This is a genomic window from Marinobacterium weihaiense (assembly GCF_019061305.1).
Classification (GTDB): Bacteria; Pseudomonadota; Gammaproteobacteria; order Pseudomonadales; family Balneatricaceae; genus Marinobacterium; species Marinobacterium weihaiense.
Genome location: NZ_JAHQZT010000007.1, coordinates 49,972 through 75,152 on the forward strand (window position 1 = coordinate 49,972; position 25,181 = coordinate 75,152).

The following is a 25,181-nucleotide window of genomic DNA, read 5'->3' on the forward strand; positions in this document are numbered from 1 at the left end:
GCTTGCACCTGTAAATCATTTCAGTATTCGTCATTATACGTTTACAGCCTTGTCTTGAACAATGAGGGGGGAAGCTCATGGCCGTTTCAACCGATCAACTGGTGCGTTACTGCGATCAACTGCTGCAGACCGAGCGCTTTCGAGATTATTGTCCCAATGGCCTGCAGGTCGAGGGCAAGCCGCAGGTGCAGCGGGTCGTGACCGGTGTCACGGCCTGTCAGGCGTTGCTGGATGCGGCGCTGGAGTGGCAGGCAGATCTGGTGCTGGTGCACCACGGCTATTTCTGGAAGGGGGAGCCTGCTGAAATCACCGGGATCAAGCGCCGCCGCCTGCAAACGCTGCTCAGCACCGACCTCAACCTGATAGCCTACCACCTGCCGCTGGATGCTCACCCTGAGCTGGGCAACAACGCTCAACTGGCCAGGCGCCTTGGCATTAGCCTGGAGGGTCCGCTGGAGCCGGGGCAGGATCCGGCGATTGGTAATATCGGCCGACTGGACGTGCCGCTCTCACCAGCGGCCTTTGCCGAGCGGGTCGAACAGGTGCTTGGGCGTGCGCCGCAGATGATCAGTGGCGGTGGGGAATGCATCGAGCGAGTGGCGCTCTGTACCGGTGCGGCGGAACGCATGATCGATCAGGCCTTGGCGCAGGGGGCGGATCTGTATCTGAGCGGTGAAATCTCGGAGCCGGTGGTGCACGTGGCACGTGAGGCGGGCATTCATTATTGTGGGGCGGGACACCATGCTACCGAACGCTACGGTGTGCAGGCGCTGGGCGAACACCTGGCGGAGCGATTTGACATCGAGCACCGTTTCATCGATATCGATAACCCGGTGTAATGGTGTGGCAGCACCGGTTCAGGCCGGTGCTGCCACCAGGATTCAAGTCCGTGCCTTTTCCTGGGGCTTTACATCCGGTTCGTCGTCGGGCTCCGCGTAGGCGGTGGCATCACCAGCACCGGCCGGGCGCTGGGGCTCATCGTCCTGATTGTCATGCTTAAAGCCGTATTCCTCCGACAGAGTGCCGGCCTCATCCGCCTTTTTCGGTGCATAGTCACGCGGCGGCTCGGGCAGTTCTTCCTGCTCGCTGTTGTCCAGCGCATCAGTGACCGTGGGAATGGCGTCGTTCAGCGCCGGACGCAACTCGTGCTGCAGTGCGGCAGATGCCGGCAGCCCAGGGCACAGGGTTTCGGCGCTGCTGGCCAGGTGCTGATGTACTTTTCGGTACTGTTCGGTCAGGCCGTTCACCAGCTCGGCCGTCGTTTCGAAATGGTCGCCGACATGACGCTTGTACTGTTCCAGCTCGGCACGGGCGCACTCCAGTTCATCACTCAGGGCCTGTTCCTTGCTGCTATTGCCGCCGGAGCGGCCCAGCAGAAAACCGATCAGGGCGCCGATGCCCAGAGCAACAAGCGTTACCAGCCATATATTCGTTTGTTCCACGTATCAGTCCTCGGTCACACAATCTGTTCATTGGGCATCTTAAAGCAAAGTCGCCATGAAACCCACGCATGCCATCATTATCGCTGCCCCGGATGCACTGTCCATTATCGGTTGGTCGTGTGGCGGTCATGATGGCCATGCCTCTTCCATGAACAGAGCCGAACTTTGTTATACTGGCGCCTGAAAGCAACACCGTTTCGGGAAAACCCGCTAGCGGCAATTAAAGGTTCGCGATGACCCGGCCCCGGTCATCCTGTTTGGGACAAGCTGAAATTGAAGTATCAGGATACCTTGAACGCGATTTATGCGCGTCTGGACCGGCTGGGCGACCTCCCGGTATTCAGTGCCACGGTCAACCGCATTCGCCAGGTCAGCAGTTCCCGGCAAAGTGACGCCATGGCGCTGGCCATGGCCGTGATGAAAGATGCCAACCTCTCGGCCAAGCTGCTGAAAATCGCCAACACGCCGACCTATAACCGCAGTGGCGGTCAGATCAGTGCTGTTTCCCGCGCCGTGGTGCTGATCGGTTTCGAGCGTATCCAGAATCTCTGCGTGACCCTGAAGCTGATTGAAAGCTTTCGCAGCGAGCAGCCGGACTCCGGCGTGGAACAGCTGTTGATCAGGGCGTTTCTCAACGCGTCTCTTGCACGCGAGATGGCCGCAGCCAGCGGGGCGCTGGATATAGAAGAAACCTATATCTGCGGGCTGTTGTATGGCCTGGGTGAAATCATCGTAGCGTTTACCCTGCCGGATGCCTACCGGGACATGCTGGCGGCGCGCGAGCGGGGCCGTGACCGCTGGTCGCGCATTCAACTGCAGCAGCTGGGCGGACATTTTAGCGATATCGGCCAGGACCTGGCGCAAAGTTGGGGGTTCCCCAAGACGGTCGTGCAGGCGATGGACCCCCTGACAGCAGACCAGCTGCGCGGCAGCGGTCGTCTTAATCACTGCCTGGCCGTGGGCTGTCATGACCTGTTGGAGCGTGTTTATAGCCGTGATACGTCGAATGAACTGGAGTATTCCACGCTGATGAATGAGCTGGCCGAGTCGACAGGGCAGCCGCTGGAAGGGCTGGACCAACACATCAGTGAAGCGTTTCGTCAAGTGTGCGACCTGGCCGATGAATATGGCCTGCCGCATCGCATCATCAGCCCACAGCTGACCGATTCGGATGATGCCGAACTGGACGAGATGACCCGCAAGCTTGCCTACTACGTGCATTCGCGAGAAGCGCGTCACCGTGACCCCGTGGTTGAAGTGGAAGTGGCGGAACCGCTGCCGTCCGAACAGACGCGCCTGATGGAGCAGCAGCTGCACCATCTGCAGGCGATGAATACGCTGATTGCCGCACCGGGCAGTGCGGCCGAAATCCTTCAGGCGGCCGTTTCGGCCGTTGAAGCCTCTTCGGCGCTGGAGCGGGTGGTGTTTTGCCAGCTGGGCCCCAACGGCCAGGAACTCAAGGCCCGCTTTGTAGCCGGGAAAGATACGGGCAGCGTGAAGCAGTTTTTTCAGTTGCACCGTCAGATGCCGGATGTGTTGCTGTTCTTCCGTATTCTGGAAAAACGCATGACGCTGCTGGTGCCGGACAGTGAAGAACCTGGCTGGCGCGAGCGCCTGCCGGAGCACTTTCTGGAAACCGTGGATCCCAAGGGGTTCATCATGGCGCCGCTGGTCGTTAATGATCGCGCATTGGGGCTGATCTATGCGGATCGTGGCACCCTGGTGGAAGATCAGGACTTCAAGGTCTTCAACCAGTTTATGGTACAGGCGCGGCTGGGGCTGGAAATGCTGCAGAGCCGGCGTTAAGCCGACTCGGGTTGGCGTGGCTGCCAGAGCACGTCCTGTCCGCCGTCACGGCGGCTTAGCACTCGGGCGCAAACAAACAGCAGGTCAGAAAGCCGATTCAGATAGGCAATGCCCTCAGGGTTGACGCCTTTTGTATCGACTTCCGCCAGGGATACGGCCCGGCGCTCGGCCCGGCGGCAGACACTGCGTGCCAGGTGGGCGCGAGTTGCCGCAGGACCACCGCCGGGCAGGATGAACTCCTTTAATGGCGGCAGCGCGGCGTTGAGTCGATCCAGCTCCGTTTCCAGCCACTCGACCACCGCCGGTGTGATCACCCGGTAGTCGGGGTCTGCCACCGCCAGCTCTCCGCCCAAGTCGAACAGGTCGTTCTGGATGCGCTGCACCAGAGGGGCGAGAGGGTCGTCAGCGGCCAGCTCGGCAGCCAGGCAGCCCAGCAGGCAGTTCAATTCATCCACATCCCCCAGGGCCTCGATACGGGGATGGGTCTTGGCGACACGGTTGCCATTGGCCAGTGCCGTGGTGCCCTTGTCACCGCCGCGAGTATAGATGCGGGTCAGACGGTTGCTCATGAAGTCTCCTTGGAATGTTTGACGAGCGGGTGCTGCTGCAGCCCGGTGTGTGCCGGCTGCACAATCAATGGGTCAGGCTCCAGTGCCAGCTCCTCGTTGGCGTCCGGGTAGGGCAGCTGGCTGAGGATATAGCGCATGGCGTTGAGGCGGGCGCGCTTCTTGTCATCCGACTTGATGATTGCCCAGGGGGCGTCGGCGGTATCGGTATGAAAGAACATCGCTTCCTTGGCTTCGGTATAGGCGTCCCACTTGTCCAGTGAGGCCAGATCCATCGGTGACAGCTTCCAGTGCTTCAGCGGATCCGTACGGCGTGACTGGAAGCGTCGAAACTGTTCCTCGCGACCGACCTCAAACCAGAGCTTGAACAGGCGGATACCGCTACGCACGAACATGCGCTCCAGTTCAGGTGTCTCGCGCATGAACTCCAGATATTCCGAAGGGGTGCAAAAATCCATCACCCGCTCGACTCCGGCCCGATTGTACCAGGAACGGTCAAACAGGATGATTTCACCGGCCGAGGGCAGATGCTTGATGTACCGTTGGAAGTACCACTGGCTCTTTTCGCGTTCGGTGGGCTTTTCCAGTGCGACCACGCGTGCCCCGCGTGGGTTCAGGTGCTCCATGAAGCGCTTGATGGTGCCGCCCTTGCCGGCCGCATCACGGCCTTCGAAAATGATCAGGATTTTCTGGCCGCTTTCGCGGACCCAGCGCTGTACCTTGAGCAGTTCGATCTGCAGCAGGCGTTTGTCTGCTTCATACTGATCACGCTTGAGTTTCTTGGTGTAGGGGTAGGGTGCTTCCTGCCCTGGTGTATGTGTGTTGCTCATGAGGTTCAGTCCTTGGGGCTCATGGCCCGTATCGCCTGTAGAAGTGACTGGTTCACTGGTACGTCGATGCCCTGCAGCTGGGCCTGGCGGCACAGAAAGCCTGTGATCTGTTCGATTTCACTGCGCCGGCCGTGGCGGATATCCTGCAGCATGGACGACAGGTTTTTGCCGGTGGCACTGGCAACGGCCGCCGCGCGCTCTGCCAGGGGAGCGTCAAAGAGCCTGATGCCGGCGGCTGTCGCGACCTGTTCGACCTCCCGGCAGGTACGCTGCATCAACTCCAGGCGCGCCGTGTCGGCGAGCAGGTCGCCGTTGGGGCAGTCGAACAGGGCGGTCAGTGGATTGATGGCACAATTGATGGCCAGCTTGCGCCACAGGTGTGGCTGGATGTCGGTACAGGGGTGCAGGGCGATGGCCAGTGCGTTCCAGCCCGGTGGCTGTTCCGGGGTGTGCGCCGTCAACGGCCCGATATGGGTGTCGCCGCGACTGACACAGTGCAGCCGGTGACGGGTTTCCAGCCAGGCGCCGGCGGTCGTCGTGCCAGCCCATACGCGGCAGCCGTGCAGCCGTTCGACCACGGCCTGCTGCTGGCCCATGCCGTTCTGCAGCAGGACTACATCGGCTCCCGGTTGCAGCCGAGGCTGTATGGCTTCAACGGCACTCAGGGTATCATAGGCCTTGGTTGCGACCAGCAGGTGCCGAATGGTGGCTGCTGTGTCCGGGGTTTCCAGCTGGCAGTGGACCTGTCGTTGCTGGCCCGCTTCGGTTATGTCCAGCACGCCGTCCCGGGGCCATTGCCGAAGGGTCGTGTGGTTGCGCAATAGCAGGCTGACTCCGTGCCCTGCGCGGGACAGAAAATCGGCCCATAGACAGCCGATGGCGCCGGCGCCCAGGATATGCCAGTGCATGAAAACTCCAATACAAATGATGTGATCTTAGCCCTGTTGTGGCAGGGAATGAAACCGATATTAACAGGAGAGCCGCTATGCCTTCATTCGACGTCGTATCCGAACTGGATATGCATGAAGTAACCAATGCCGTGGATCAGGCCAACCGTGAACTGCAGAGCCGTTATGACTTCAAAGGCGTGCAGGCCGGTTTTGAGCAGAGCGGCGAAAACGTCACGCTGGAGGCGGAAGTGGACTTTCAGCTGCAGCAGATGCTGGAAATGCTGAAATCCAAGCTGACCAGTCGCAAGATCGATATCAAGTGCATGGAAGTGAAGGAGCCGGACGTCAGCGGCGTCAAGGCGAAACAGGAAGTGGTGCTGCGCCAAGGATTGGACCAGCCGATGTGCAAGAAGATCGGCAAGGTGGTTAAGGATGCTAAATTGAAGGTGCAGACCCAGATTCAGGGAGACAAGGTGCGCGTGACCGGCAAGAAACGTGACGACCTGCAGGACGCTATCGCCTTGTTGCGCGAAGCGGATATCGAGCTGCCGCTGCAGTTCAATAACTTCCGCGATTGATCTATCCGGCGCTGCCGTTCGGCAGCGCCGTCTTCCCGTTTCAATCCTGACAGCAGAGCAGAAACAGCTCCCGTGCCAGAGCTTGTTGCTCGTTTTCACTGCTACGGTGAAAGTCTGCTGCCACCAGTCCGCCCTTGTTCATGAGCCGCTGCAGTTGAGCGCCGTGCCACTGCAGCAGCATCATGCCGCTATTTTTATCACTGATACTCAGGGTCGGGTTGGGGCGCTCCAGCCAGGCGTTGATTTGAAACGTCATGTTATCGCTCCTGCCATTGGGTTGATGGCAAAACTATAGCGCTCAGAAGACTGGTTGTAAATGATAATAAGTATCATTTGCTTTTTAGGGGGTCCGTACCCTGGCTGATCCCGTTGAAGCGATCCCGCAAGACCCACAGCATCAGCAGTGATGGCAGCACCATCAAAGCAGTGACAACAAAGAAGCGTTCCCAGCTGCCCAGCCAGTCTACGGTGTAGCCGCTCAAGCCCGCCAGGGTCGTACGGCTCAGGTTGCCCAGTGAAGCCAGCAGGGCATACTGGGTGGCACTGAAGGCCCGGCCGGTCAGCAGGGTCAGGAAGGAGACGAAGGCGACAGTGGAGAAGGCCGTGGTAAAGTTGTCGATAACCAGCGTCAGCAGCAGCAGCCATTCGACAGGGCCGGTGGTGGCGAGAATGGCAAACATCAGGTTGCTGGCCGCCATGGCGCTGCCGCCCAGCATCAGGCCCTTGACTACACCGAAACGGGTGTTGAAAGCGCTACCCAGCAGAGTAAAGCTGACGGTAATGAACCAGCCGAACAGCTTGGTGTACTCACCGATCTGCTCGTTGCTGAAGCCGATTTCCTTATAGAACACCACCGACATCCGACCCAGAAAGGCCTCGCCGATCTTGAACAGGAAAATGAACAGCATCAGCATCAGTGCTACCTTAAGGCCGTTCTTACGGAAGAATTCGGCAAAAGGCTCGATGACGGTGGCCGCGAACCAGCCGGCCCAGCGGTGGCCATCCAACTGGCGCCGGTAGCGCTCATCGGCACGGGCCTGCAGTTGATCGCGCGCACTGGCGGGTTCGCGTACCAGCAGGGTAAATGTCATCAACAGCACAATGACACCGGCCATCAACAGGTAGATGTTGTTCCAGCCCAGTCGGTCGGCACTGGCAAAAGCCAGATAACCCGGCCAGGAATAGCCGGTCCACCAGCCCATGATCGCCACGGCTGCAGCCGGTGGCAGTGATGCTTTTTCATGCGGGGCGAACTGGTCGATGCGAAAGGCATCCACGGCGATATCCTGGGTTGCGGAACTGGCGGCGATGCCGAAGGCGAATAGGCCGGCCAGTAACAGCGAAGACGCCGGGTTGACCGTGGCCAGCAGCAGGGTGAATACCAGCATCATCAACTGGGTCGCCAGAATCCAGCTGCGGCGCTGGCCCAGAGTGCCCAGCAGCGGCAGGTGCACGCGGTCGACCAGTGGTGCCCATAGGAAGTTGACAGCGTATACCGTCGCCACGCTGCCCAGCAGGCCAACCTCGGCACGCTCGATGCCGGCATCGGTCAGCCAGCCACTGAGAATGCTGCCGGTCAGCAGAAAGGGAAAGCCGCTGGCGCAGCCCATCAGGAAAATCCACAGCAAGCGGATGTCGCGGTAGCGCTCGAAGGTGTCTTTCCAGGCGTTCGGCATGATCAGGCCCCTGCAGGTGAAAGGTGGCGCAGTATATCAGAGCGCACCGAGCGAATGCTGAACAGGGAGGCGAGGGGTCCGTCGGCTGGTGTAGTCGGCCGGACCCCGGGGCGGTGAGGTCAGATGCGCAGGGCGCCATCCACCTCGATGCAGCGGCCGTTGACGTAGTCGTTTTCGAGAATGAAAGTGACCGTGCTGGCAATCTCTTCCGGCTTGCCCAGGCGCTTGGCCGGGATACCCGAAGCGATCTTGTCCAGCGCTTCCGGTTTCATGCTCATGACCATCTCGGTGCCGATATACCCCGGTGCGATGGACGCTGCGCGAATGCCGTAACGCGCCAGTTCCTTGGACCAGGTCACCGCCATGGCCTGTACGCCGGCCTTGGTGGCGGTGTAATTAGTCTGGCCCATGTTGCCGGAGCGGGATACGGATGAGATGTTGATGATACAACCTTCGGAGCCGGTCTCGATCATCTTGATGGCGGCTTCGCGTCCGCACAGGAAGGTGCCGGTCAGGTTGACATCGATGACCTGATTCCACTGTTCCATTGTCATCTTGCCGACAACCTGACCGTCCTTGGCCTTGATGAACAGGCCATCGCGGGTAATACCGGCATTGTTGACCAGGCCATTGATGGCACTGAAGTCCCGGGCGATATCCGTAAACAGCTGCTCGACCTGCTGTTCGTCGGCAACATTGGCAGTGTAGGTACGCACTTCAACACCTTTCTCCATGCACAGGCCAGCGGCCTCATCCAGATCCGCCGGGTTCAGATCGACCAGTGCCAACTTGGCACCCTTGCCGGCCAGCTCCAGTGCCATGGCACGGCCCAAGCCGCGACCACCGCCTGTTACTACGATTACTTTGTCTTTGAGCTCCATGGGTATCACCTCTTTTTGGGGATGCTTGCTGTATTGTGCACTGCACATATTGCACTGCAACAATCTAGTTGTCATCGTCCAAAAAGTCTATATTTGACATGAAATAGTCATAAATTTCTGAAATTGTCCTGAAATTTGTTCATTGCTAAAAAGGCGTGTACGGGTGCCAAATATCTGTTAAGTAAGGGTTTTTACCTATTATTTGTGAGGCTAACAGGCAGGGAGCTTGCTTGGTTGAACCGAACAAAAATGAAACAATCCAAAGACACATCTCAGCCAAGTTCATAGCAAGAGGCTTCAATGCGCTTTCTTTTTTTGCTGTTCATCATCATTCCGATCATCGAAATCACTGTATTGATTCAGGTTGGACAAGCGATCGGTGCCTGGTACACGGTCGGTCTGGTGCTGTTATCCGCCTTCATTGGCGTCAACATGCTGCGTCATCAGGGACTATCCACGCTGGCACGTGCCCAACAGCGCATGCAGCAGGGTGAAATGCCGGGTCAGGAAATGGTCGAAGGCATCTTGTTGGCCGTGGGGGGCGCACTGCTGGTGACCCCCGGCTTCGTTACCGACGTGCTGGGCTTTAGCTGCCTGGTGCCCGGTATCCGCAAGGCACTGATCAAGCCGCTGCTCAGCCGCTTTACAGTTGTTGCCGCCGGTCAGGCGGGGCATGCCGGTTTCCAGTCGCAGGGTGCCGATATGCCGCCTCATGCTGCGCCGCATCATCCGCCACGGGAAGGGGATGTGATCGATGGTGAATATACGCGCCGCGATTGATCCTCAAGTCAGGCTTGAAAGCCGGTTCACTGTCCCCATTTAAATGTGGCAGTCAAGGTGAGCGCAGGTCAGCGTCTCATGCAAAAAAAGTTGCATGCAGGTCTTGAAATGCCATCGCGCCTCCCCCATCTAGGTTGCAAACAGGTTTGGGCTGTCCTGACGGATGGCCACCTTCAACAACAACATCGCATTGGATCCTCGATACCAGGAGAACAACCAGATGAAAATTCGTCCACTTCACGACCGTGTTGTAGTTCGCCGCAGCGAAGAAGAAACCAAAACGGCTGGCGGTATTGTCCTGCCGGGTTCTGCAGCCGAAAAGCCCAATCGTGGTGAAGTCGTGGCAGTCGGCCCGGGCCGCACACTGAACAACGGTGATGTTCAGGCGCCTTCCGTAAAAGTGGGTGACAAGGTCCTCTTCGGCCAGTATGCCGGCTCCAACACCGTCAAGGTTGACGGCGACGAGCTGCTGATCATGCAGGAAAGTGAGATCTACGGCGTGCTGGAAGACTGAGCAATCAGCTTCGCGTCGCTTAAATCATCAAATATTCAATTCGATACAGATACAGGACTAGCAAACAATGGCTGCTAAAGACGTACGTTTCGGTGATGATGCCCGTCAGCGCATGCTGCAGGGCGTAAACATTCTGGCTGATGCGGTTAAAACCACTCTGGGTCCCAAGGGCCGCAACGTGGTATTGGACAAGTCCTTCGGTGCTCCGACCGTGACCAAGGATGGCGTGTCCGTTGCCAAGGAAATCGAACTGAAAGACAAGTTCGAAAATATGGGCGCGCAGATGGTCAAGGAAGTGGCTTCCAAGGCCAACGACGTAGCCGGTGACGGTACGACCACTGCAACCGTTCTGGCGCAGGCGATCGTCAACGAAGGCCTGAAATCCGTTGCTGCCGGCATGAACCCGATGGACCTCAAGCGCGGTATCGACAAGGCCGCGATTGCCGTTGTTGAACAGCTGGCCAGCATGTCTGTTCCGTGCGAAGACTCCAAGGCGATCGCACAGGTGGGTACTATCTCCGCCAACTCTGATGCTGAAGTCGGCCGCATCATTGCCGAAGCAATGGAAAAGGTTGGCAAGGACGGTGTCATCACTGTTGAAGAAGGCTCCGGTTTCGACAACGAGCTGGATGTGGTTGAAGGCATGCAGTTTGACCGCGGCTACCTGTCTCCGTACTTCGTCAACGAGCAGGACACCATGACCTGTGAGCTGGAAGACCCGTTCATCCTGTTGGTTGACAAGAAAATCTCCAATATCCGCGAACTGCTGCCGACCCTGGAGCAGGTTGCCAAGGCCTCTCGTCCGCTGCTGATCATCGCGGAAGACGTCGAAGGCGAAGCGCTGGCGACGCTGGTGGTCAACACCATGCGCGGCATCGTCAAGGTATGTGCCGTTAAGGCGCCGGGCTTCGGTGATCGTCGCAAGGCCATGCTGCAGGATATCGCCGTGATCAGCGGTGGCCAGGTCATCTCCGAAGAGATCGGTCTGAGCCTGGAAACCGTGACGCTGGAGCAGCTGGGTACTGCCAAGCGTGTCAACATCACCAAAGAAAATACCGTGGTGGTCAACGGTGCCGGTTCTGCCGCTGAGATCGATGCGCGCGTACAGCAGATCCGTGCCCAGATCGAAGAAACCACGTCCGACTACGACCGTGAAAAGCTGCAGGAGCGCGTTGCCAAGCTGGCCGGCGGTGTTGCAGTCATCAAGGTGGGTGCCGCGACCGAAGTGGAAATGAAAGAGAAGAAGGCCCGCGTTGACGATGCCCTGCACGCGACCCGTGCGGCGGTTGAAGAAGGCGTGGTACCGGGCGGTGGTGTTGCACTGATCCGTGCGCTGAGCAAGGTCGAAGGCCTGGAAGGCGACAACCATGACCAGACCATCGGTATCCAGCTGGCCCTGCGTGCCATGGAAGCGCCGCTGCGTCAGATCGTGGGCAATGCCGGTGGCGAAGGCTCCGTGGTAGTGGACAAGGTCCGTGCTGGTGAAGGTGCCTTCGGCTTCAACGCCGGTACCGAAGAGTACGGCGACATGATGGAAATGGGCATCATCGACCCGGCCAAGGTGACCCGTTCTGCACTGCAGGCAGCGGCATCCATCGCCGGTCTGATGATTACTACCGAAGCTATGATTGCTGACCACCCGGAAGACAACGCCGGCGCTGGCATGCCTGACATGGGCGGCATGGGCGGCATGGGTGGCATGGGCGGCATGATGTGATGCGACGAGAGTCGCTCGCGAGGCGTATTGATTCCTTATAAATCAATACGTTGCCCGGGGTTTAGGTGTGTTGAGCACCTGCCCCATCCTCTCACCCGGACTGTGAATGAGAGGAGCCGCTGCGGCGGTCAGTCCACCCATGTGACCCCCGGTCGATGATGGCGTTCAGCTAAGCGCCTGAGACCACAGACTCGGTTCATCTGCGAATGAACCAACAACGCATGCGAAAGGAGAACCGGGCTTGTCTCGGTTCTCTGCATGCCTTCACCTTATGGCCCACTGGTCATATCACCTCGTGGTAACACATCCGCCCGGATGTCGTGAACACTCCGCTTCTGCACGGATAGTGCGTAGCACACTTACGATCACTACGGCTTACTTCAGCCACTGATCTAACCTCGCAGCGATGCAAGCTGTAACGATGATTGTTCGGCGCATTTAGCTGATGCGTAGAGAACCTGCTGTTCAGCCAGCTGTAGCCTAGGGATAGTGCGACTCTAGTAATGGAGTGGTGCGAAGCTTCCTGACAATGTAACCCCTTTTTATGGTGTGTGCGACCTGTGAGGGTACGTGCATGGATCCTGCGAGTGACAATGCGGGTGAGGTACTAGGCTGGGAGGTATGGTTAACGTATGTGAACTGCTGATAAATACCGTCAACCGCAAGGAGCCAAAGTCACTGACAGGCTTTAACCAAAATGGTGCGTAGCTGGTTAATCCTTTCACATCTGGGATTACGCTGACAATAAAGCTACCGGTAGATAGGCAGAACCTAACCCTCTTGTGTCATCGTTACGGAACTCGGTAAGCCCGTACACCTGCCCTCTGGGCAAGTAAGCCGCAAGGCGAACCCTTGGGTGTGCGGGTAAAGGAGGCTGGAAAAAGCGAATGTCTGGCTGTAATGGCCGGAATAGGGGTTCGAACTTTGCCCTGACTGGAAACAGTGCTGACTTCCAGCTGGTCTTTACTCGCGTAACGGCCTGTAAAGTTTTCTATCGAAGCCGGCTTCGGCCTGAGCTTCACTCATCGACACCCTTGTGGGGATGCAGAGTCCCCGCAAGGGGTTACTGCGTCTTCAGTCATTCAGGGGTGCTCAAACCTAGGAGGACTGCAAGATGAGTACATCAACTACGATTGACGTACCTGCGTCTTTCCACCCCGCCAGCTGGCACGGTATTGACTGGGAAACCTGTCATATCAGGCTGAGAGGACTACAGGTGCGCATCGCGAAGGCGGCCAGAAATCAGCAGTGGCGTAAGGTGAAAAGCCTGCAGCGCATGCTGGTTCGCTCGTTTTCGGCCAAGGCTTTGGCTGTGAAGCGAGTGACGGAAAACCGGGGGCGTAAAACTCCCGGTGTCGATGGCAAAACATGGGACACCCCTGATGCCAAATGGAATGCTGTATTTCGGTTGGTGCGAAAGGGCTACAAGCCCAGACCACTGCGCCGTGTATATATCCCGAAGTCAAATGGCGCTCGTCGCCCTTTGGGGATTCCGACGATGCTGGATCGAGCCATGCAGGCACTTTACCTGCTAGCGCTTGAGCCGGTGTCGGAGACCACGGCAGACCGAAATTCCTATGGCTTTCGTCCCCTGCGCTCTACAGCCGATGCAATTGAGCAGTTGTTCATCAACCTCAGTCGCAAGAGTTCGGCTCAATGGGTGCTGGAAGGCGATATCAAAGGGTGTTTCGACAACATCAGTCATGACTGGCTGGTTGCTCATGTCCCGCTGGACCGAGTGATCGTCAAAAAATGGCTAAAGGCAGGGTACATGGAATCCGGCCAGTTGTTCCCAACTGAGGCGGGGACTCCGCAAGGAGGTATCATCTCGCCGGTGTTGGCCAATATTGCGCTTGATGGCCTGGAACAGGAGTTAGAAACCCGATTCGGGAAGAAAAACACCAAAGCCAGCTACAAGACAAAGGTCAACTACGTGCGTTATGCGGATGACTTCGTTATCACCGGCATCTCGAAAGAGTTACTGGAAGATGAGGTAAAACCTATTGTTGAAGCCTTCATGGCGGAGCGCGGGTTAACCTTGTCAGCGGAGAAGACGCTGATTACGCATGTGTCGGAAGGGTTCGACTTTCTGGGTCAGAATATCAGGCAATATGGGGGCAGCTGTTAATCAAGCTTGCTCACAAGAACCTGAAGCAGTTTTTGGCCAAGATACGGCAAGTGGTGAAGGATAACAAAACGGCCCCGGCCTGGTTGTTGATAGATATGCTCAATCCGATGATTCGGGGCTGGGCCAACTATCACAGGCATATCGTGGCCAAGGAAATCTTTAACTACGTGGATTATCGTATCTGGAAGCTGTTGTGGCAGTGGTGTAAGCGTCGGCATCAAAACCGTCGTAAACGCTGGATCAAGGCGAAATATTTCAAGCGCGTTGAAAAACGCAATTGGGTGTTCGCGGAGCAGTATCCCAGCGGAAAACTCGCCAGCTGTTGTATGCAGCTGACACGCCGATAAAGCGGCATACCAAGATAAAGGCGGAAGCGAACCCGTACCTGCCGGAGTTTGAAACCTACTACGAGCAACGCTTGGAGTATGTGTGGAGAAATTCGGAACAGGGTAAACGGAAGACCTGCACGCTTTGGAATCGACAGCAAAAACGCTGCCCGATGTGCAAGCAGTACATCACGTTCGAGACCGGGTGGAACATCCACCACATTATTGAACGGCACAAGGGCGGGAGTGACAAGCTGGAAAACTTGGTGTTGTTGCATCCGAACTGCCATCGTAAGATACATGCATTGAGTGACGGGCCAGCTAGTTAATCTAGCTGGTTTGCTTAGACAGTTCTTGGTTTTCGGGGCCTATCCAGCCCTGAAATGTCGCTTGGGAAAGCGGCTAAAGGGCTTCTGGACTGGATGGTCAACCTCCCACGGGTGTGGGAACTATCCGCAGGCGGGGCCTGCCGGTAGGGGGAGATCCTCTGGAAAGGTTGTCCGGCGTTGAAGGGGATGCTAGTTCACCCTGATACAACCGCTTTGGCTAAGGCGGTATATAAATTCCAGGTTTCTTTGAATCTGGGCGCCCAGATCAAATTTTGAGGCATTAGCCGATGAATATTGATCTGACAGTAACGGTGGTTTTCGACCTCGCACAAGTACTGGCATCCTTAGCGGTGCTGCTACCAGTGATTTGGGGACGAAAGAAGTAATCACTGTTATCGGTGGGGCGTGTGCCCCACCATCCAATACCAAGATCTGATGCATGCGAAATTAGAAAGGTCTGCCGGTTCTCTGCAAAGAGGGCTTGTAAAGGCTTGAGCCGTATGCGGGGAAACTCGCTCGTACGGTTCTTAGGGGGCGGCGGCACAGTAATGCGCTGCTGCTACCCGGCATCTGCCCCCCGGCTCTCTGATCCAAGCCAAGCCCCGCGATTGCGGGGCTTTTTCGTTTTTGGCAAACCTGCTAGGGTTGATCGCCTGTTTTCTGCAAAGACTATATCCCGATGAGTGAACGCAAGGAACCCGGCCTGAATACGGACGGGCTGGAATCTCTGGTGGTCGAGAACGCGGCGCGACCGGCCGCCGCGACCCGTACCGCGCCATCGGCAGCCGCCCCGAACGGGCGCGGCGGTAACCTGCTGGTGACGCTGATACTGTTGCTGATGGCTACGGCCCTGGGGTACCTGGGCTTCATGCTGACACAACAGCAGGAGCAGTTGGCTGATGTACATGCCGAACTACAGCAGGCGCAGGAACGTGTCGAGTCCCTGGAAGCGATGCTGGAAGTGACTTCTGACAGTGCTGAGCAGTCTGGCGAGACGCTGCAGCAGCGCCTCGAAGGCGTGAACACGCGTGTGGAAGAACGGTTTGCCCATTTCGACTCCGAAGTGGCCAAGCTGTGGACCATCGCCTACCAGCGCAACAAGCCTCAACTGGAGCAGCAGGCCGAGCAGCTGAAGCAGCTGCAGGCGCGTCTGACAGCGACGAACACGGCGCTGGAGCAGGTGCGCACGGAAGCCGGCAAGGTGGCGGACGCGCTGGCACGGACCGACAGTCTCAGGACCGAGCAGGCGGCACTGAAGAAAACGCTGCAGGCGCGGCTGGCGGCGTCTGAACAGCAGCTGGCGACTCTGGAGCAGGGACTCAAGGTCGAAAGTGAAGGGCGTCTCAAGGTACAGAAGCAGCTGACACGCCAGCTGTCCGAACTGGAAGGCGGGTCGGGTGTCAGCGCCGGGCTGGCACAACGCATTCGCCAGAACGAACAGGCCATCAAGGCCATCGACGGCACCCGTCGGCAGATCAATCAGGATCTGTTGCGGATACGTCAGCAGCTGAACAATCTGCAGCTGCGCATGGAGCAGGGCTGAGCCCGAGGGAGAGCATCGAATGATCAAGGTATATGGCAGTGTCTTTTCGCGGGCCGGCATGGTGATGCTGGCGCTGGAGGAACTGGGACTGGAGTATGAGTCGGTCGATATGCTGCCGCGCAGCGAGCAGACACAGTCGGAGGACTACCGCGCCCTGAATCCGACCGGCAAGATCCCGACGCTGGTGGATGGCGAGCTGGTGCTGTTCGAGACCCAGGCCATTCTCTACTATCTGGCACGTCAATACGGCAACGGCTGCCTGTGGGCCGATACGCCGGCCGCGGAAGCGGATATCCTGCGCTGGTCGCTGTATATTAGCAATCAGATGGAAGTGCCGGCACTGGATATGCTGATGCAGTTCAAGTTCAACCGGGGTGCCCCGGATGCAGAGGTGATGGCACGTGCCAGTGCCGAGCTGGAGCGGTTCCTGCCGTTGCTGGAGCAGCAGCTACACGGCCGCACCTGGATCAGTGGCGATCATTTCACCATTGCCGATATTCATGGTGGCCTGGTGCTGAGCTGGCCCAAGTTGGCTGGGTTTGATTACAGTGCTTATCCAGAAGTGCATCGCTGGATCAAGTCCGTGCTGTCGCATCCGGCGCAGCAGCGGCTCATGGCGCAGGCAAAGGGGTAACACATGCCTGTTTGCAGGCTCTCGTTATGAACACAATAAGAACGTTTTTTGCGCTGCCGATTCCAGAGCGCATTGCCCGTCCGCTGTCGGACTGCGCCGATACGCTGTGCGAGTTCGATCGCGGTCTGGATGCGCACTGGGTCGACTCCTCCAACTACCATCTGACGCTCTGCTTCCTGGGCGATGTGACGCTGGAGCAGGTCACGGAGTTGGAACAGCTGGCCCGTGAAGTGTTGGCGGACCAGCCCAGCTTCATGGTGCCGTTAGATCAGCTGGGCTACTACCGGGCCAATCCGCGGCTGGGGGTGCTGGCGGCGCTGATCAGCGATCATGAGCAGTTGTATGCCCTGCATGATCGTATGGTTAATATCGCCAAAAAAGCCGGAATCCGCTATGATGAGCGCGATTTCATGCCCCATGTGACTCTGGCACGCCTACCGGCCGAAAACCGCTTTGAAGTGCCTGAAGCTTGGCCTCGGCCTGGCCTGACGACACCCGCGGATTCGGTGGTGCTGTACCAGAGTCGTCCGGGAGAGCGAGGCTCCATCTACACGCCTCTGTTTGGGATCAACCTGTCTGCCTGAGGCTCACTCAGGCCCGTTAATCTTCAGAACTCACTACAGGTCCTATGCGAACACCAGAACTGCTGTCCCCGGCCGGGACGTTGAAAAACATGAAGTATGCCTTCGCCTACGGGGCGGATGCCGTCTATGCGGGGCAGCCGCGCTACAGCCTGCGCGTGCGCAACAACGACTTCACCCATGACAACCTGGCCGAAGGCATTCGCATCGCCCATGAGCTGGGCAAGAAGTTCTTTGTGGCCAGCAATATCCTGCCGCACAACTCCAAGCTCAAGACCTACATGAAGGATCTGGATCCGGTCATCGCCATGGGCCCGGATGCGCTGATCATGTCCGACCCGGGCCTGATCATGATGGTCAAGGACAAGTATCCGGACCTGCCGATCCACCTGTCGGTGCAATCCAACACCATGAACTGGGCGTCGGTGAAGTTCTGGCACCGTGCCGGCATCGAACGCATCATTCTGTCGCGCGAGCTGTCGCTGGACGAAGTCGCCGAGATCCGCCAGCAGTGCCCGGAGATCGAACTGGAAGTGTTCGTGCACGGTTCTTTGTGCATTGCCTATTCCGGGCGTTGCCTGTTGTCTGGCTACATCAACCACCGCGACCCCAACCAGGGCACCTGCACCAACGCCTGCCGCTGGAAGTACGATGCCCACGAGGCCAAAGAGGACGAGTCCGGTGACGTGGTGCCGGTCCAGTCCTTTGATCCCGCAGCCGAGCCGCAGCCGGCCTTGGGTGAAGGTCAGCCCAGCGACAAAATCTTCCTGTTGCAGGAAGAGACGCGTCCGGGCGAATACATGCCGGCGTTCGAGGACGAGCACGGCACCTACATCATGAACTCCAAGGATTTGCGCGCCATTCAGCATGTGCACAAGTTGGCCGAGATGGGCGTGGACTCGCTCAAGATCGAAGGGCGTACCAAGTCGCACTACTACGTGGCGCGTACTGCGCAGGCCTACCGTCAGGCGATCGACGATGCGGTGGCGGGTAAGCCATTCGACATGAACCTGATGGATACGCTGGAGAACCTGGCTAATCGCGGCTACACCGAGGGCTTCTACCGCCGTCACGTGCATGACGAGTATCAGAACTACCAGACCGGCAGTTCGGTGGGCGTGCATCAGCAGTTCGTCGGCGAAATCACCGGTCATGATGCCCAGAAGGGCTTTATCGAGATCGACGTGAAGAACCGCTTCGAGCTGGGCGATACCCTGGAGCTGATGACCCCGGCGGGCAACAAGCGCTTCAAGCTGCAGGAGATGCTGAACAAGAAGGGACAGCCTGCCGAGGTGGCACCGGGCTCAGGGCACCGGGTCAGCATTCCGGTGGATTTCGACACCGACATGACCTACGCGCTGCTGATGCGCGATCTGCCCAACGCGCCCGAACGCGACTAGACGCGATCACACCGATACAGGGAGCCCAGCGGCTCCCTTTTTTATGTACAGTATGCCCACGCGGCAATGACAAGACTGCTGGGGCCGCCGTAAGGGTGCGGACCCCGGGCAGGTGAGGTAACCAGACGATGGAGTCAAGCGGGATGGCTGCAACCATGCAATCAGGATGTGATGCTGAGGATATCGGCAAGTATGCCTTTCGCCGTGCACTGCGTCCGTTTTCCTTTCCGGTGGCGCTGATCACCTGCATGATCGGCATTCTGCTGGCAGCCCTGCAGGGGCCGATCAATCCGTTTGCCGCGCTGCTGGTGCTGGCGGGCGGTCTGCTGCTGCAGGCGGGCGTCAACCTGATCAATGATCACGCCGATATTCGTCTGCTGCAGGGGCGCCCCGAGAATGCCGCCGCCATTACCGCGATCCGGCATAACTTCAAGTCCGGCATGCTCTGTTTTCTGCTGGCCTCGGCAATCGGTTTGCACTTTGTCATTCAACAGGGGATGGGGTTTCTGCTGCTCTGCGTACTGGGGTTGGCCGGGGCGCTGGGCTATACGGTCAGTCCGGTCAACTACAAGAGTCGCGGGCTGGGCGTGGTGCTGGTGTTCTGGCTGATGGGCGTGCTGATGATGGCCGGCAGTGCTCTGGCGCTGGGTGCTTCCCTGACACCGGAGCTGCTGCTGCAGACGGTGCCGGTCAGTCTGCTGGTGTCGCTGCTGCTGTTGAGCAATGAATTACGCGACTGCGAACGCGACCGCCGTGACGGCCTGCACACGCTGACCGTGCGCATGGGCTATGCGGCTGGGGTGCGGCTCTATCTGAGCCTGCTGGCCGGGGTCTATTTGGTATCGGCACTGCTGTTGGGGCTGGGGTTACTGCCCGGAGCGCTCTGGCTATTGCCGAGCCTGCTGCTGACCCTGAAGCCGGTGCGGTTGCTGCGTGTCGATGCCGATGCACGTCAGCCGCTGACGCCGGCAACGGCCCGCCTGCTGCTCGGGTTTGGCATGCTGTTTTGCCTGGCGCTGCTGAACCCCTGGCCGATTATGCTCTAATACCAATACCCGAGAAGTTAAGGGGTCGAATTGGTGTATAATGCTGCGCCAGTTTATGCCGGTCTGCGGACGGGCCCGACCTCAATGAACCACAACCAAGCCAGATTGGAGAGTCGTCAATGAGCGTTATTCGCCAGGATGATTTCATCAACAGCGTCGCCGATGCGCTGCAGTTCATTTCCTACTACCACCCGATTGACTTCGTGCAGGGTGTGCACGAGGCCTATCTGAAAGAGGAAAACCCGGCGGCGAAAGACGCCATGGCGCAGATCCTGATCAACTCCCGCATGTGTGCCGAAGGCCAGCGCCCGATCTGTCAGGATACCGGTATCGTTACCGTGTTCCTGAAAGTGGGCATGAACGTGCAGTGGGATGCCAAGATGTCCGTGACCGATATGGTCAACGAAGGCGTGCGTCGCGCCTACACGCACCCAGACAACGTGCTGCGTGCATCCATCCTGGCTGATCCGGCCGGCAAGCGTCAGAACACCAAGGACAACACCCCGGCGGTGATCCACTACGAAATCGTCGAAGGCGATGAAGTGGAAGTTCATGTGGCAGCCAAGGGCGGCGGCTCCGAGAACAAGTCCAAGATGGTGATGCTGAATCCGTCCGACAGCATTGTCGACTGGATCGTCAAGACCGTGCCGACCATGGGCGCCGGCTGGTGCCCGCCAGGCATGCTGGGCATCGGTATCGGCGGTACCGCCGAGAAGGCAGCGGTACTGGCGAAAGAGTCCCTGATGGACCCGATCGACATTCACGAGCTGCGCGAGCGCGGCCCGCAGAACCGTGTCGAAGAGCTGCGTCTGGAAATCATGGACGCGGTCAACGCACTGGGCATTGGCGCCCAGGGTCTGGGCGGTCTGACCACCATTCTGGATGTGAAGATCAAGGATTACCCGACGCACGCGGCGTCTCTGCCGGTGTGCATGATCCCGAACTGTGCCGCGACCCGTCACACCCACTTCACTCTGAACGGCAATGGTCCGGCCGTGCTGACGCCGCCGAGCCTGGATGACTGGCCGGAAGTGACCTTCGAAGTCGGCGCCAACACCCGTCGCGTCAATCTGGACGAGATCACCCCGGAAGCGGTGAAAGAATGGAAAGTCGGCGAAACCATCCTGCTTAACGGCAAGATGCTGACCGGTCGTGATGCTGCCCACAAGAAAATGGTGGAGATGCTGAACAACGGCGAAGAGCTGCCGGTGGATCTGAAAGGCCGCTTCATCTACTACGTGGGTCCGGTCGATCCGGTCCGTGACGAAGTGATGGGGCCGGCCGGTCCGACCACGGCGACCCGCATGGACAAGTTCACCCGTCAGATCCTGGAAAGCACCGGCCTGCTGGGCATGATCGGCAAGTCCGAGCGTGGCCCGGTGGCGATCGAAGCGATCAAGGACAGCGAAGCGGTCTACCTGATGGCGGTTGGCGGCGCAGCGTACCTGGTGTCCAAGGCGATCACCGACGCCAAGGTGCTGGCATTCCCGGAAATGGGCATGGAAGCGATCTACGAGTTCGAAGTGAAGGACATGCCGGTGACCGTGGCGGTCGATACCGCCGGCGAATCCGTGCACACCACGGGTCCGGCCAAGTGGAAGGACATCATCGCCCACAAGGCGGTCTGATCCTGAACGGCTGATCGTCCTCTGAATCATGCAACCCCGCTTCGGCGGGGTTTTTTGTGCCTGTCGTTTATCCGCCCGACTTATCCACAGCACCCAGCTTCTATCCTGGTGCCGTTTCCTCGCCGTCAAGCATTGAATGTATTGTTCATATAGTAAATAATGCAAATCGTTATCATTTGTTTTACTTAAACGGATTGCTCATGGACCGGATACCCTTGAAGGCGGTGCTGCTGTCTGTGCCGATGCTGTTGCCCGTCATGGCTCAGGCCAACACCCTGGAGCAGAACCAGCAGGTGCTGGAACGGGCGCACCAGCAGGGTGCGCAGGCGCAGCGCCACATCGACCAGCTCGATCAGCAGACGCGCGAAAACTATGACGCCTACACTGCGGCCCTGCGCCAGGCGGAACTGATGGAAGCCTACAACCGCCAGCTGTCACGCATGGTGGAAGACCAGCGTCGTGAACTGGCGGACGTCGAGGCTCAGCTGACCTCCCTGACCCAGACCGAGCAGGCGACGCTGCCGCTGCTGGTACGCATGCAGTCGATACTGGAGCAGTTTATCGCCAGCGATCTTCCTTTCCTGCCGGAAGAGCGCGAACAGCGTGTTCAGCGATTGGCGCGTCTGTTGGATCGTGCCGATATCAGTTTGGCGGAAAAATATCGTCAGATTTTGGAAGCCTACCGGATCGAGGCCGAGTACGGCCGGACCCTGGAGGCCTGGAGCGGAGCGCTGGAACAGGGGGGGCAGGTCCGAGAGGTTACCTTCCTGCGCCTGGGGCGTGTGGCGCTTTATTACCAGACACTGGACGGCGAAGAGAGCGGTCGCTGGCGTCGTCAGTCGGGTGACTGGGAACGACTTGATGCCGACTTTGACTGGCCGATCCGCAAGGGAGTCAGCATGGCCCGCCAGCAGTCGGTGCCCGAGTTGCTGGAACTGCCCATTGAGTTGGTGCCCAATGAACACAGCGGAGGTGCCTCATGAAGGCCATGACCCGTACCCTGGCCGCACTGATGCTGGTACTGGCGGTGCCGTCCCAGGCCAATGAGCTGCAGCAGCTGTTGCAGCAGGTGCGCTCCCAAGTGGCCACCGATCGTCAGGCCGATGCTGAACGTCTGGCTGAATTCCGCTCTGATAATGCCCGCCAGCAGGCGCTGCTGGACCAGGCCAGGGCTCGTCTGGCGGCCGCCGAAGCCGAGCAGGCCAAGCTCAAGGCGCAGTTCCAGAGTAATGAGGATGCGCTGACCGAGCAGGGCGAAGCCTTGCGTGTGCGCAGTGGTCAGTTGGGCGAGGTGTTCGGGGTCGTCAAGCAGCAGGCGCAGGAGCTGAAGGGGCTGGTGGATGATTCCCTGATCTCCGCACAGCACCCCGAGCGTGCCGAGCTGCTGGCCTTTGCCGAACGCAGACGCATCCCGACACTGAGCGAACTGGAAGGCCTCTGGTTCCTGTTGCAGCAGGAGATGACCGCGACCGGGGAAGTGACCCGCTTTACTGCCCCGGTTATCCAGGCGAATGGTGTACGAGAAGACGCCGAGGTGTTGCGTGTCGGCCCGTTCACGGCACTGACAGAGCAGGGACGCTACCTGAACTACGTCAATGGCGCGCTGCAGGTGTTGCCGGTACAGCCCGCGGGTGCTGTGATCGACCAGGCGCAAGCCTTCGTGCAGGGGCAGGGTGATACGCTGGTGGTCGACCCCAGTCGCGGCAACCTGCTGGCGCTGCTGGCGCAAACCCCTGACCTGAAAGCACGCATCGCCCAAGGCGGGCTGGTGGGCTACATCATTCTGGCGCTGGGCGGCATCGGCCTGCTGGTGGCGCTGTGGAAGCTGCTGACCACCTTGCAGATTGAAGTCAGCGTGCGGGCTCAGTTGCGCAATGCCGACCAGGCCAGTGAGCGCAACCCCCTGGGGCGTGTACTGGCGGCGGGCCAGGCAGGCCGGACCACGGATGAGACCGAGCTGCGCGTGGATGAGGCGCTGCTCAAGGAAGCGCCGTTGCTGGAGCGTGGCCTGACGCTGCTCAAACTGGTGGCCGCCGTAGCGCCCCTGTTGGGTCTGCTGGGTACGGTGACCGGCATGATCGGTACCTTCCAGAGCATCACCCTGTTCGGCACCGGTGATCCCAAACTGATGGCCGGGGGCATCTCCCAGGCACTGATGACGACCGTGCTGGGGCTGTGCGTCGCCATCCCGCTGCTGTTCTGTCACAGCTTGCTGGCGGCACGCAGTCGCCGCCTGTTGCAGTTGCTGCAGCAGAAAGGGTTGGCGTTGTTGGCCGTCAAGCGTGAGCAGCTCAGCGATGCCGAAGAGGCGCGCCATGCTGCCTGACCTGGCCCAATTCGAAGCGGCGCTGGCGGGCTTCTTCAATGCCGGTGGGCCGGTGCTCTGGGCGCTGCTGGCGGTCACCCTGGTGCTCTGGACGCTGTTGCTGGAGCGGCTCTGGTTCCGCTGGTTCGACTTCCCACGTCGTATTCGGGCCTATCGGGCGCAGCGACCGGGCAGCGCGCGCCAGTTGCAGCGCGCCGACCTGCTGCTGGAGCTGCAGAATGCACTGCCGTTGATCCGCACCCTGATTGCGCTCTGCCCGCTGATCGGCTTGCTGGGCACCGTTACCGGCATGATTCACCTGTTTGACACCCTGGCGCTGAATGGTACCGGTAATCCGCGCCTGATGGCGGCGGGGGTGGCGCGGGCCACGCTGCCAACGCTGGCCGGCATGGTCATTGCGGTCAGCGGCCTGCTGCTGTGGAACCGCCTGGCCCGCTGGAGCCAACTGCAACGCACTCGACTGGATATCACGGGAGCCAGAGGATGAGGCAACGACTGAACCTGGACATGATGGACAACGATGCCGAGATCGACATGACGCCCATGCTCGACATCGTGTTCATCATGCTGATCTTTTTTATCGTATCGACCAGTTTCGTGCGCGAAGCCGGGGTCGAGATCGAGCGCCCGGTGTCGGAGACCGCCGAGGTGAAGGAAAACCAGGGCGTGATGCTGGCCATTACGGCCCAGGATGAGATCTGGCTGGATCGTCAGCCGGTGGATGTGCGCATGATTCGGCCCACGCTGGAGCGGCTCAAGGTGGAGCAGCCGGATCTGGGGGTAATGATTCAGGCGGACAGAGACGCCAAAACCGGCCTGCTGGTGCAGGTGATGGATCAGGTCAAGCTGTCCGGTATCGAACAGGTGGCCGTGGCGACACGTGAAGGAGCAGGCTGATGCGGGGGCTGTTGTTTATTCCGCCCGCTATCCTGGTCAGCCTGCTGCTGTTCCTGTTGATGGCGCATCTGGCCGGGGTCGGGCGTACCGTCGAACCGGAGGTATCGGCACAGACGCGCATTAACGTGCAGCGGCTGACACTGGACTCCGAAGTTCAGGTGCGTGAGCGTGAAGCCGTGCCGCCACCGGATATCATGCCGGAGCAGCCGCCCAGCCCGGCCGTGCCGGACATGGCGCAGCCGGTCGCCGTGAACACCCCGGCGGTGGCATTGAACATGCCCGCGCCCCAGCTGGATATCGGCATGAAGATCAATGCGGCGGTGGATCTGTCGTCGGTGCAGGCCCTGTCAGTGGCTGCGCCCTCACCTGCGGTCAGTATGGCGACCAATCTGAATGCCGCGCCGGTGTCGCGCATGAATCCACAGTATCCGCGGCGTGCGCTCAGTCGGCGCATTGAAGGTTTTGTGGTCGCCGAATTCACGGTGGACCCCAAGGGGCGTGTCGTGCCGGACTCATTCAAAATTGTCGAAGCGACCCCGCCGGGAGTGTTTGATCGCGCGGTGGAGCGGGCCCTGTTGCGCTGGCGCTTCAACCCGATGACTGAAGGAGGAGCAGCGGTACCCTTTCGGACCCGCCAGCGGCTGGAATTCAAACTGGAGTAAA

At 59.2% G+C, this 25,181-nt stretch carries 27 protein-coding genes; 20 read left to right on the forward strand and 7 right to left on the reverse strand.

Features of this window, described 5'->3' with window-relative positions:
• The first annotated feature begins 77 nt into the window (after window positions 1-77).
• Complete coding sequence (locus KTN04_RS07015; RefSeq protein ID WP_217334511.1) at window positions 78-839, forward strand: Nif3-like dinuclear metal center hexameric protein; 762 nt, start codon at window positions 78-80, stop codon at window positions 837-839.
• Between the two features lie 42 nt (window positions 840-881).
• On the opposite strand, the gene KTN04_RS07020 is transcribed toward KTN04_RS07015, so the two are convergent.
• Entirely contained in the window at window positions 882-1,442 is a 561-nt protein-coding gene (locus tag KTN04_RS07020) for a YhcB family protein (protein ID WP_217334512.1), read from the reverse strand.
• 273 nt (window positions 1,443-1,715) lie between these two features.
• Here KTN04_RS07020 and KTN04_RS07025 point away from each other — a divergent pair, with 273 nt between their 5' ends.
• Window positions 1,716-3,248 (forward strand): HDOD domain-containing protein, encoded by a 1,533-nt coding sequence (locus KTN04_RS07025; RefSeq protein ID WP_217334513.1) that lies wholly within the window; start codon window positions 1,716-1,718, stop codon window positions 3,246-3,248.
• Here KTN04_RS07025 and KTN04_RS07030 read toward each other — a convergent pair.
• The 3 genes from KTN04_RS07030 to KTN04_RS07040 are packed head-to-tail and all read right to left on the reverse strand — an operon-like array spanning window position 3,245 to window position 5,552.
• Window positions 3,245-3,817, reverse strand: coding sequence for a cob(I)yrinic acid a,c-diamide adenosyltransferase (locus KTN04_RS07030; RefSeq protein WP_217334514.1), 573 nt, complete (start codon window positions 3,815-3,817; stop codon window positions 3,245-3,247). The genes KTN04_RS07025 and KTN04_RS07030 overlap by 4 nt on opposite strands.
• Window positions 3,814-4,644: a polyphosphate kinase 2 gene (gene ppk2 / locus KTN04_RS07035; RefSeq protein ID WP_217334515.1), complete on the reverse strand. Its 831-nt coding sequence runs from the start codon at window positions 4,642-4,644 to the stop codon at window positions 3,814-3,816. Before ppk2 ends, KTN04_RS07030 begins: the two co-directional genes overlap by 4 nt.
• Before the next feature lie 5 nt (window positions 4,645-4,649).
• On the reverse strand, window positions 4,650-5,552 hold the full coding sequence (locus KTN04_RS07040) for a ketopantoate reductase family protein (RefSeq protein WP_217334516.1): 903 nt from the start codon (window positions 5,550-5,552) through the stop codon (window positions 4,650-4,652).
• A 77-nt stretch (window positions 5,553-5,629) separates the two neighbouring features.
• Between KTN04_RS07040 and KTN04_RS07045 the strand changes: the two genes are divergently transcribed.
• Window positions 5,630-6,112: a YajQ family cyclic di-GMP-binding protein gene (locus KTN04_RS07045; RefSeq protein ID WP_217334517.1), complete on the forward strand. Its 483-nt coding sequence runs from the start codon at window positions 5,630-5,632 to the stop codon at window positions 6,110-6,112.
• A gap of 40 nt (window positions 6,113-6,152) precedes the next feature.
• Here KTN04_RS07045 and KTN04_RS07050 read toward each other — a convergent pair whose 3' ends face one another.
• From KTN04_RS07050 to KTN04_RS07060, 3 genes are all read right to left on the reverse strand, one after another.
• The gene (locus KTN04_RS07050; protein ID WP_217334518.1) at window positions 6,153-6,368 is read right to left on the reverse strand and encodes a PA4570 family protein; all 216 of its coding nucleotides are present in this window, start codon (window positions 6,366-6,368) and stop codon (window positions 6,153-6,155) included.
• Window positions 6,369-6,441: 73 nt separating this feature from the next.
• Window positions 6,442-7,788 (reverse strand): AmpG family muropeptide MFS transporter, encoded by a 1,347-nt coding sequence (locus KTN04_RS07055; RefSeq protein WP_217334519.1) that lies wholly within the window; start codon window positions 7,786-7,788, stop codon window positions 6,442-6,444.
• A 119-nt stretch (window positions 7,789-7,907) separates the two neighbouring features.
• The gene (locus KTN04_RS07060; protein WP_217334520.1) at window positions 7,908-8,669 is read right to left on the reverse strand and encodes an SDR family oxidoreductase; all 762 of its coding nucleotides are present in this window, start codon (window positions 8,667-8,669) and stop codon (window positions 7,908-7,910) included.
• 300 nt (window positions 8,670-8,969) lie between these two features.
• Between KTN04_RS07060 and KTN04_RS07065 the strand changes: the two genes are divergently transcribed.
• The 17 genes from KTN04_RS07065 to KTN04_RS07135 all read left to right on the forward strand — a co-directional run bounded on the left by KTN04_RS07065 (window position 8,970) and on the right by KTN04_RS07135 (window position 25,180).
• Complete coding sequence (locus KTN04_RS07065) at window positions 8,970-9,449, forward strand: FxsA family protein (protein WP_217334521.1); 480 nt, start codon at window positions 8,970-8,972, stop codon at window positions 9,447-9,449.
• A 220-nt stretch (window positions 9,450-9,669) separates the two neighbouring features.
• A complete protein-coding gene (locus tag KTN04_RS07070) occupies window positions 9,670-9,963 on the forward strand; it encodes a co-chaperone GroES (RefSeq protein ID WP_217334522.1) in 294 nt (97 codons plus the stop codon).
• A 67-nt stretch (window positions 9,964-10,030) separates the two neighbouring features.
• Entirely contained in the window at window positions 10,031-11,680 is a 1,650-nt protein-coding gene (gene groL, locus KTN04_RS07075; protein WP_217334523.1) for a chaperonin GroEL, read from the forward strand.
• Window positions 11,681-12,794: 1,114 nt separating this feature from the next.
• A complete protein-coding gene (gene ltrA / locus KTN04_RS16845; RefSeq protein ID WP_254262426.1) occupies window positions 12,795-13,808 on the forward strand; it encodes a group II intron reverse transcriptase/maturase in 1,014 nt (337 codons plus the stop codon).
• Between the two features lie 53 nt (window positions 13,809-13,861).
• Entirely contained in the window at window positions 13,862-14,155 is a 294-nt protein-coding gene (locus KTN04_RS16850) for a group II intron maturase-specific domain-containing protein (RefSeq protein ID WP_328515968.1), read from the forward strand.
• 152 nt (window positions 14,156-14,307) lie between these two features.
• Window positions 14,308-14,463, forward strand: coding sequence for an HNH endonuclease (locus KTN04_RS16855; RefSeq protein WP_254262436.1), 156 nt, complete (start codon window positions 14,308-14,310; stop codon window positions 14,461-14,463).
• 679 nt (window positions 14,464-15,142) lie between these two features.
• Window positions 15,143-16,006: a coiled-coil domain-containing protein gene (locus KTN04_RS07085; RefSeq protein WP_217334524.1), complete on the forward strand. Its 864-nt coding sequence runs from the start codon at window positions 15,143-15,145 to the stop codon at window positions 16,004-16,006.
• 19 nt (window positions 16,007-16,025) lie between these two features.
• Window positions 16,026-16,640, forward strand: coding sequence for a glutathione S-transferase family protein (locus tag KTN04_RS07090; RefSeq protein WP_217334525.1), 615 nt, complete (start codon window positions 16,026-16,028; stop codon window positions 16,638-16,640).
• A gap of 26 nt (window positions 16,641-16,666) precedes the next feature.
• Window positions 16,667-17,224: an RNA 2',3'-cyclic phosphodiesterase gene (gene thpR, locus KTN04_RS07095; RefSeq protein WP_217334526.1), complete on the forward strand. Its 558-nt coding sequence runs from the start codon at window positions 16,667-16,669 to the stop codon at window positions 17,222-17,224.
• 44 nt (window positions 17,225-17,268) lie between these two features.
• Window positions 17,269-18,621, forward strand: coding sequence for a prephenate-dependent tRNA uridine(34) hydroxylase TrhP (gene trhP, locus KTN04_RS07100; RefSeq protein ID WP_217334527.1), 1,353 nt, complete (start codon window positions 17,269-17,271; stop codon window positions 18,619-18,621).
• Between the two features lie 143 nt (window positions 18,622-18,764).
• Window positions 18,765-19,667, forward strand: a complete 903-nt coding sequence (locus KTN04_RS07105; RefSeq protein WP_217334528.1) for a prenyltransferase — start codon at window positions 18,765-18,767, stop codon at window positions 19,665-19,667.
• Window positions 19,668-19,786: 119 nt separating this feature from the next.
• Complete coding sequence (locus tag KTN04_RS07110) at window positions 19,787-21,295, forward strand: fumarate hydratase (protein ID WP_217334529.1); 1,509 nt, start codon at window positions 19,787-19,789, stop codon at window positions 21,293-21,295.
• Between the two features lie 200 nt (window positions 21,296-21,495).
• Window positions 21,496-22,278, forward strand: a complete 783-nt coding sequence (locus KTN04_RS07115; protein WP_217334530.1) for a DUF3450 domain-containing protein — start codon at window positions 21,496-21,498, stop codon at window positions 22,276-22,278.
• Window positions 22,275-23,621 carry a MotA/TolQ/ExbB proton channel family protein gene (locus KTN04_RS07120; RefSeq protein WP_217334531.1) on the forward strand — a complete coding sequence of 449 codons (1,347 nt, stop codon included), beginning with the start codon at window positions 22,275-22,277 and terminating at the stop codon, window positions 23,619-23,621. Before KTN04_RS07115 ends, KTN04_RS07120 begins: the two co-directional genes overlap by 4 nt.
• A complete protein-coding gene (locus tag KTN04_RS07125) occupies window positions 23,611-24,108 on the forward strand; it encodes a MotA/TolQ/ExbB proton channel family protein (protein WP_217334532.1) in 498 nt (165 codons plus the stop codon). The genes KTN04_RS07120 and KTN04_RS07125 overlap by 11 nt, the downstream gene beginning before the upstream one ends.
• Window positions 24,105-24,518 carry an ExbD/TolR family protein gene (locus KTN04_RS07130; RefSeq protein ID WP_217334533.1) on the forward strand — a complete coding sequence of 138 codons (414 nt, stop codon included), beginning with the start codon at window positions 24,105-24,107 and terminating at the stop codon, window positions 24,516-24,518. Before KTN04_RS07125 ends, KTN04_RS07130 begins: the two co-directional genes overlap by 4 nt.
• A complete protein-coding gene (locus KTN04_RS07135) occupies window positions 24,518-25,180 on the forward strand; it encodes an energy transducer TonB (protein ID WP_217334534.1) in 663 nt (220 codons plus the stop codon). The genes KTN04_RS07130 and KTN04_RS07135 overlap by 1 nt, the downstream gene beginning before the upstream one ends.
• Window position 25,181: the final 1 nt, after the last annotated feature.

What these genes read in the sequence shown, in the direction of transcription:
- KTN04_RS07030 (WP_217334514.1), bottom strand. Translation starts at nt 3,817, where the DNA reads ATGAGCAACCGTCTGACCCGCATCTATACTCGCGGCGGTGACAAGGGC.
- KTN04_RS07110 (WP_217334529.1), top strand. Translation starts at nt 19,787, where the DNA reads ATGAGCGTTATTCGCCAGGATGATTTCATCAACAGCGTCGCCGATGCG.
- KTN04_RS07050 (WP_217334518.1), bottom strand. Translation starts at nt 6,368, where the DNA reads ATGACGTTTCAAATCAACGCCTGGCTGGAGCGCCCCAACCCGACCCTG.
- KTN04_RS07015 (WP_217334511.1), top strand. Translation starts at nt 78, where the DNA reads ATGGCCGTTTCAACCGATCAACTGGTGCGTTACTGCGATCAACTGCTG.
- KTN04_RS07060 (WP_217334520.1), bottom strand. Translation starts at nt 8,669, where the DNA reads ATGGAGCTCAAAGACAAAGTAATCGTAGTAACAGGCGGTGGTCGCGGC.
- KTN04_RS07055 (WP_217334519.1), bottom strand. Translation starts at nt 7,788, where the DNA reads ATGCCGAACGCCTGGAAAGACACCTTCGAGCGCTACCGCGACATCCGC.
- KTN04_RS07040 (WP_217334516.1), bottom strand. Translation starts at nt 5,552, where the DNA reads ATGCACTGGCATATCCTGGGCGCCGGCGCCATCGGCTGTCTATGGGCC.
- trhP (WP_217334527.1), top strand. Translation starts at nt 17,269, where the DNA reads ATGCGAACACCAGAACTGCTGTCCCCGGCCGGGACGTTGAAAAACATG.
- groL (WP_217334523.1), top strand. Translation starts at nt 10,031, where the DNA reads ATGGCTGCTAAAGACGTACGTTTCGGTGATGATGCCCGTCAGCGCATG.
- KTN04_RS07125 (WP_217334532.1), top strand. Translation starts at nt 23,611, where the DNA reads ATGCTGCCTGACCTGGCCCAATTCGAAGCGGCGCTGGCGGGCTTCTTC.
- thpR (WP_217334526.1), top strand. Translation starts at nt 16,667, where the DNA reads ATGAACACAATAAGAACGTTTTTTGCGCTGCCGATTCCAGAGCGCATT.
- KTN04_RS07135 (WP_217334534.1), top strand. Translation starts at nt 24,518, where the DNA reads ATGCGGGGGCTGTTGTTTATTCCGCCCGCTATCCTGGTCAGCCTGCTG.
- KTN04_RS07120 (WP_217334531.1), top strand. Translation starts at nt 22,275, where the DNA reads ATGAAGGCCATGACCCGTACCCTGGCCGCACTGATGCTGGTACTGGCG.
- ppk2 (WP_217334515.1), bottom strand. Translation starts at nt 4,644, where the DNA reads ATGAGCAACACACATACACCAGGGCAGGAAGCACCCTACCCCTACACC.
- KTN04_RS07105 (WP_217334528.1), top strand. Translation starts at nt 18,765, where the DNA reads ATGGCTGCAACCATGCAATCAGGATGTGATGCTGAGGATATCGGCAAG.
- KTN04_RS07045 (WP_217334517.1), top strand. Translation starts at nt 5,630, where the DNA reads ATGCCTTCATTCGACGTCGTATCCGAACTGGATATGCATGAAGTAACC.
- KTN04_RS07070 (WP_217334522.1), top strand. Translation starts at nt 9,670, where the DNA reads ATGAAAATTCGTCCACTTCACGACCGTGTTGTAGTTCGCCGCAGCGAA.
- KTN04_RS07085 (WP_217334524.1), top strand. Translation starts at nt 15,143, where the DNA reads ATGAGTGAACGCAAGGAACCCGGCCTGAATACGGACGGGCTGGAATCT.
- KTN04_RS07115 (WP_217334530.1), top strand. Translation starts at nt 21,496, where the DNA reads ATGGACCGGATACCCTTGAAGGCGGTGCTGCTGTCTGTGCCGATGCTG.
- ltrA (WP_254262426.1), top strand. Translation starts at nt 12,795, where the DNA reads ATGAGTACATCAACTACGATTGACGTACCTGCGTCTTTCCACCCCGCC.
- KTN04_RS07090 (WP_217334525.1), top strand. Translation starts at nt 16,026, where the DNA reads ATGATCAAGGTATATGGCAGTGTCTTTTCGCGGGCCGGCATGGTGATG.
- KTN04_RS07065 (WP_217334521.1), top strand. Translation starts at nt 8,970, where the DNA reads ATGCGCTTTCTTTTTTTGCTGTTCATCATCATTCCGATCATCGAAATC.
- KTN04_RS16855 (WP_254262436.1), top strand. Translation starts at nt 14,308, where the DNA reads ATGTGCAAGCAGTACATCACGTTCGAGACCGGGTGGAACATCCACCAC.
- KTN04_RS07130 (WP_217334533.1), top strand. Translation starts at nt 24,105, where the DNA reads ATGAGGCAACGACTGAACCTGGACATGATGGACAACGATGCCGAGATC.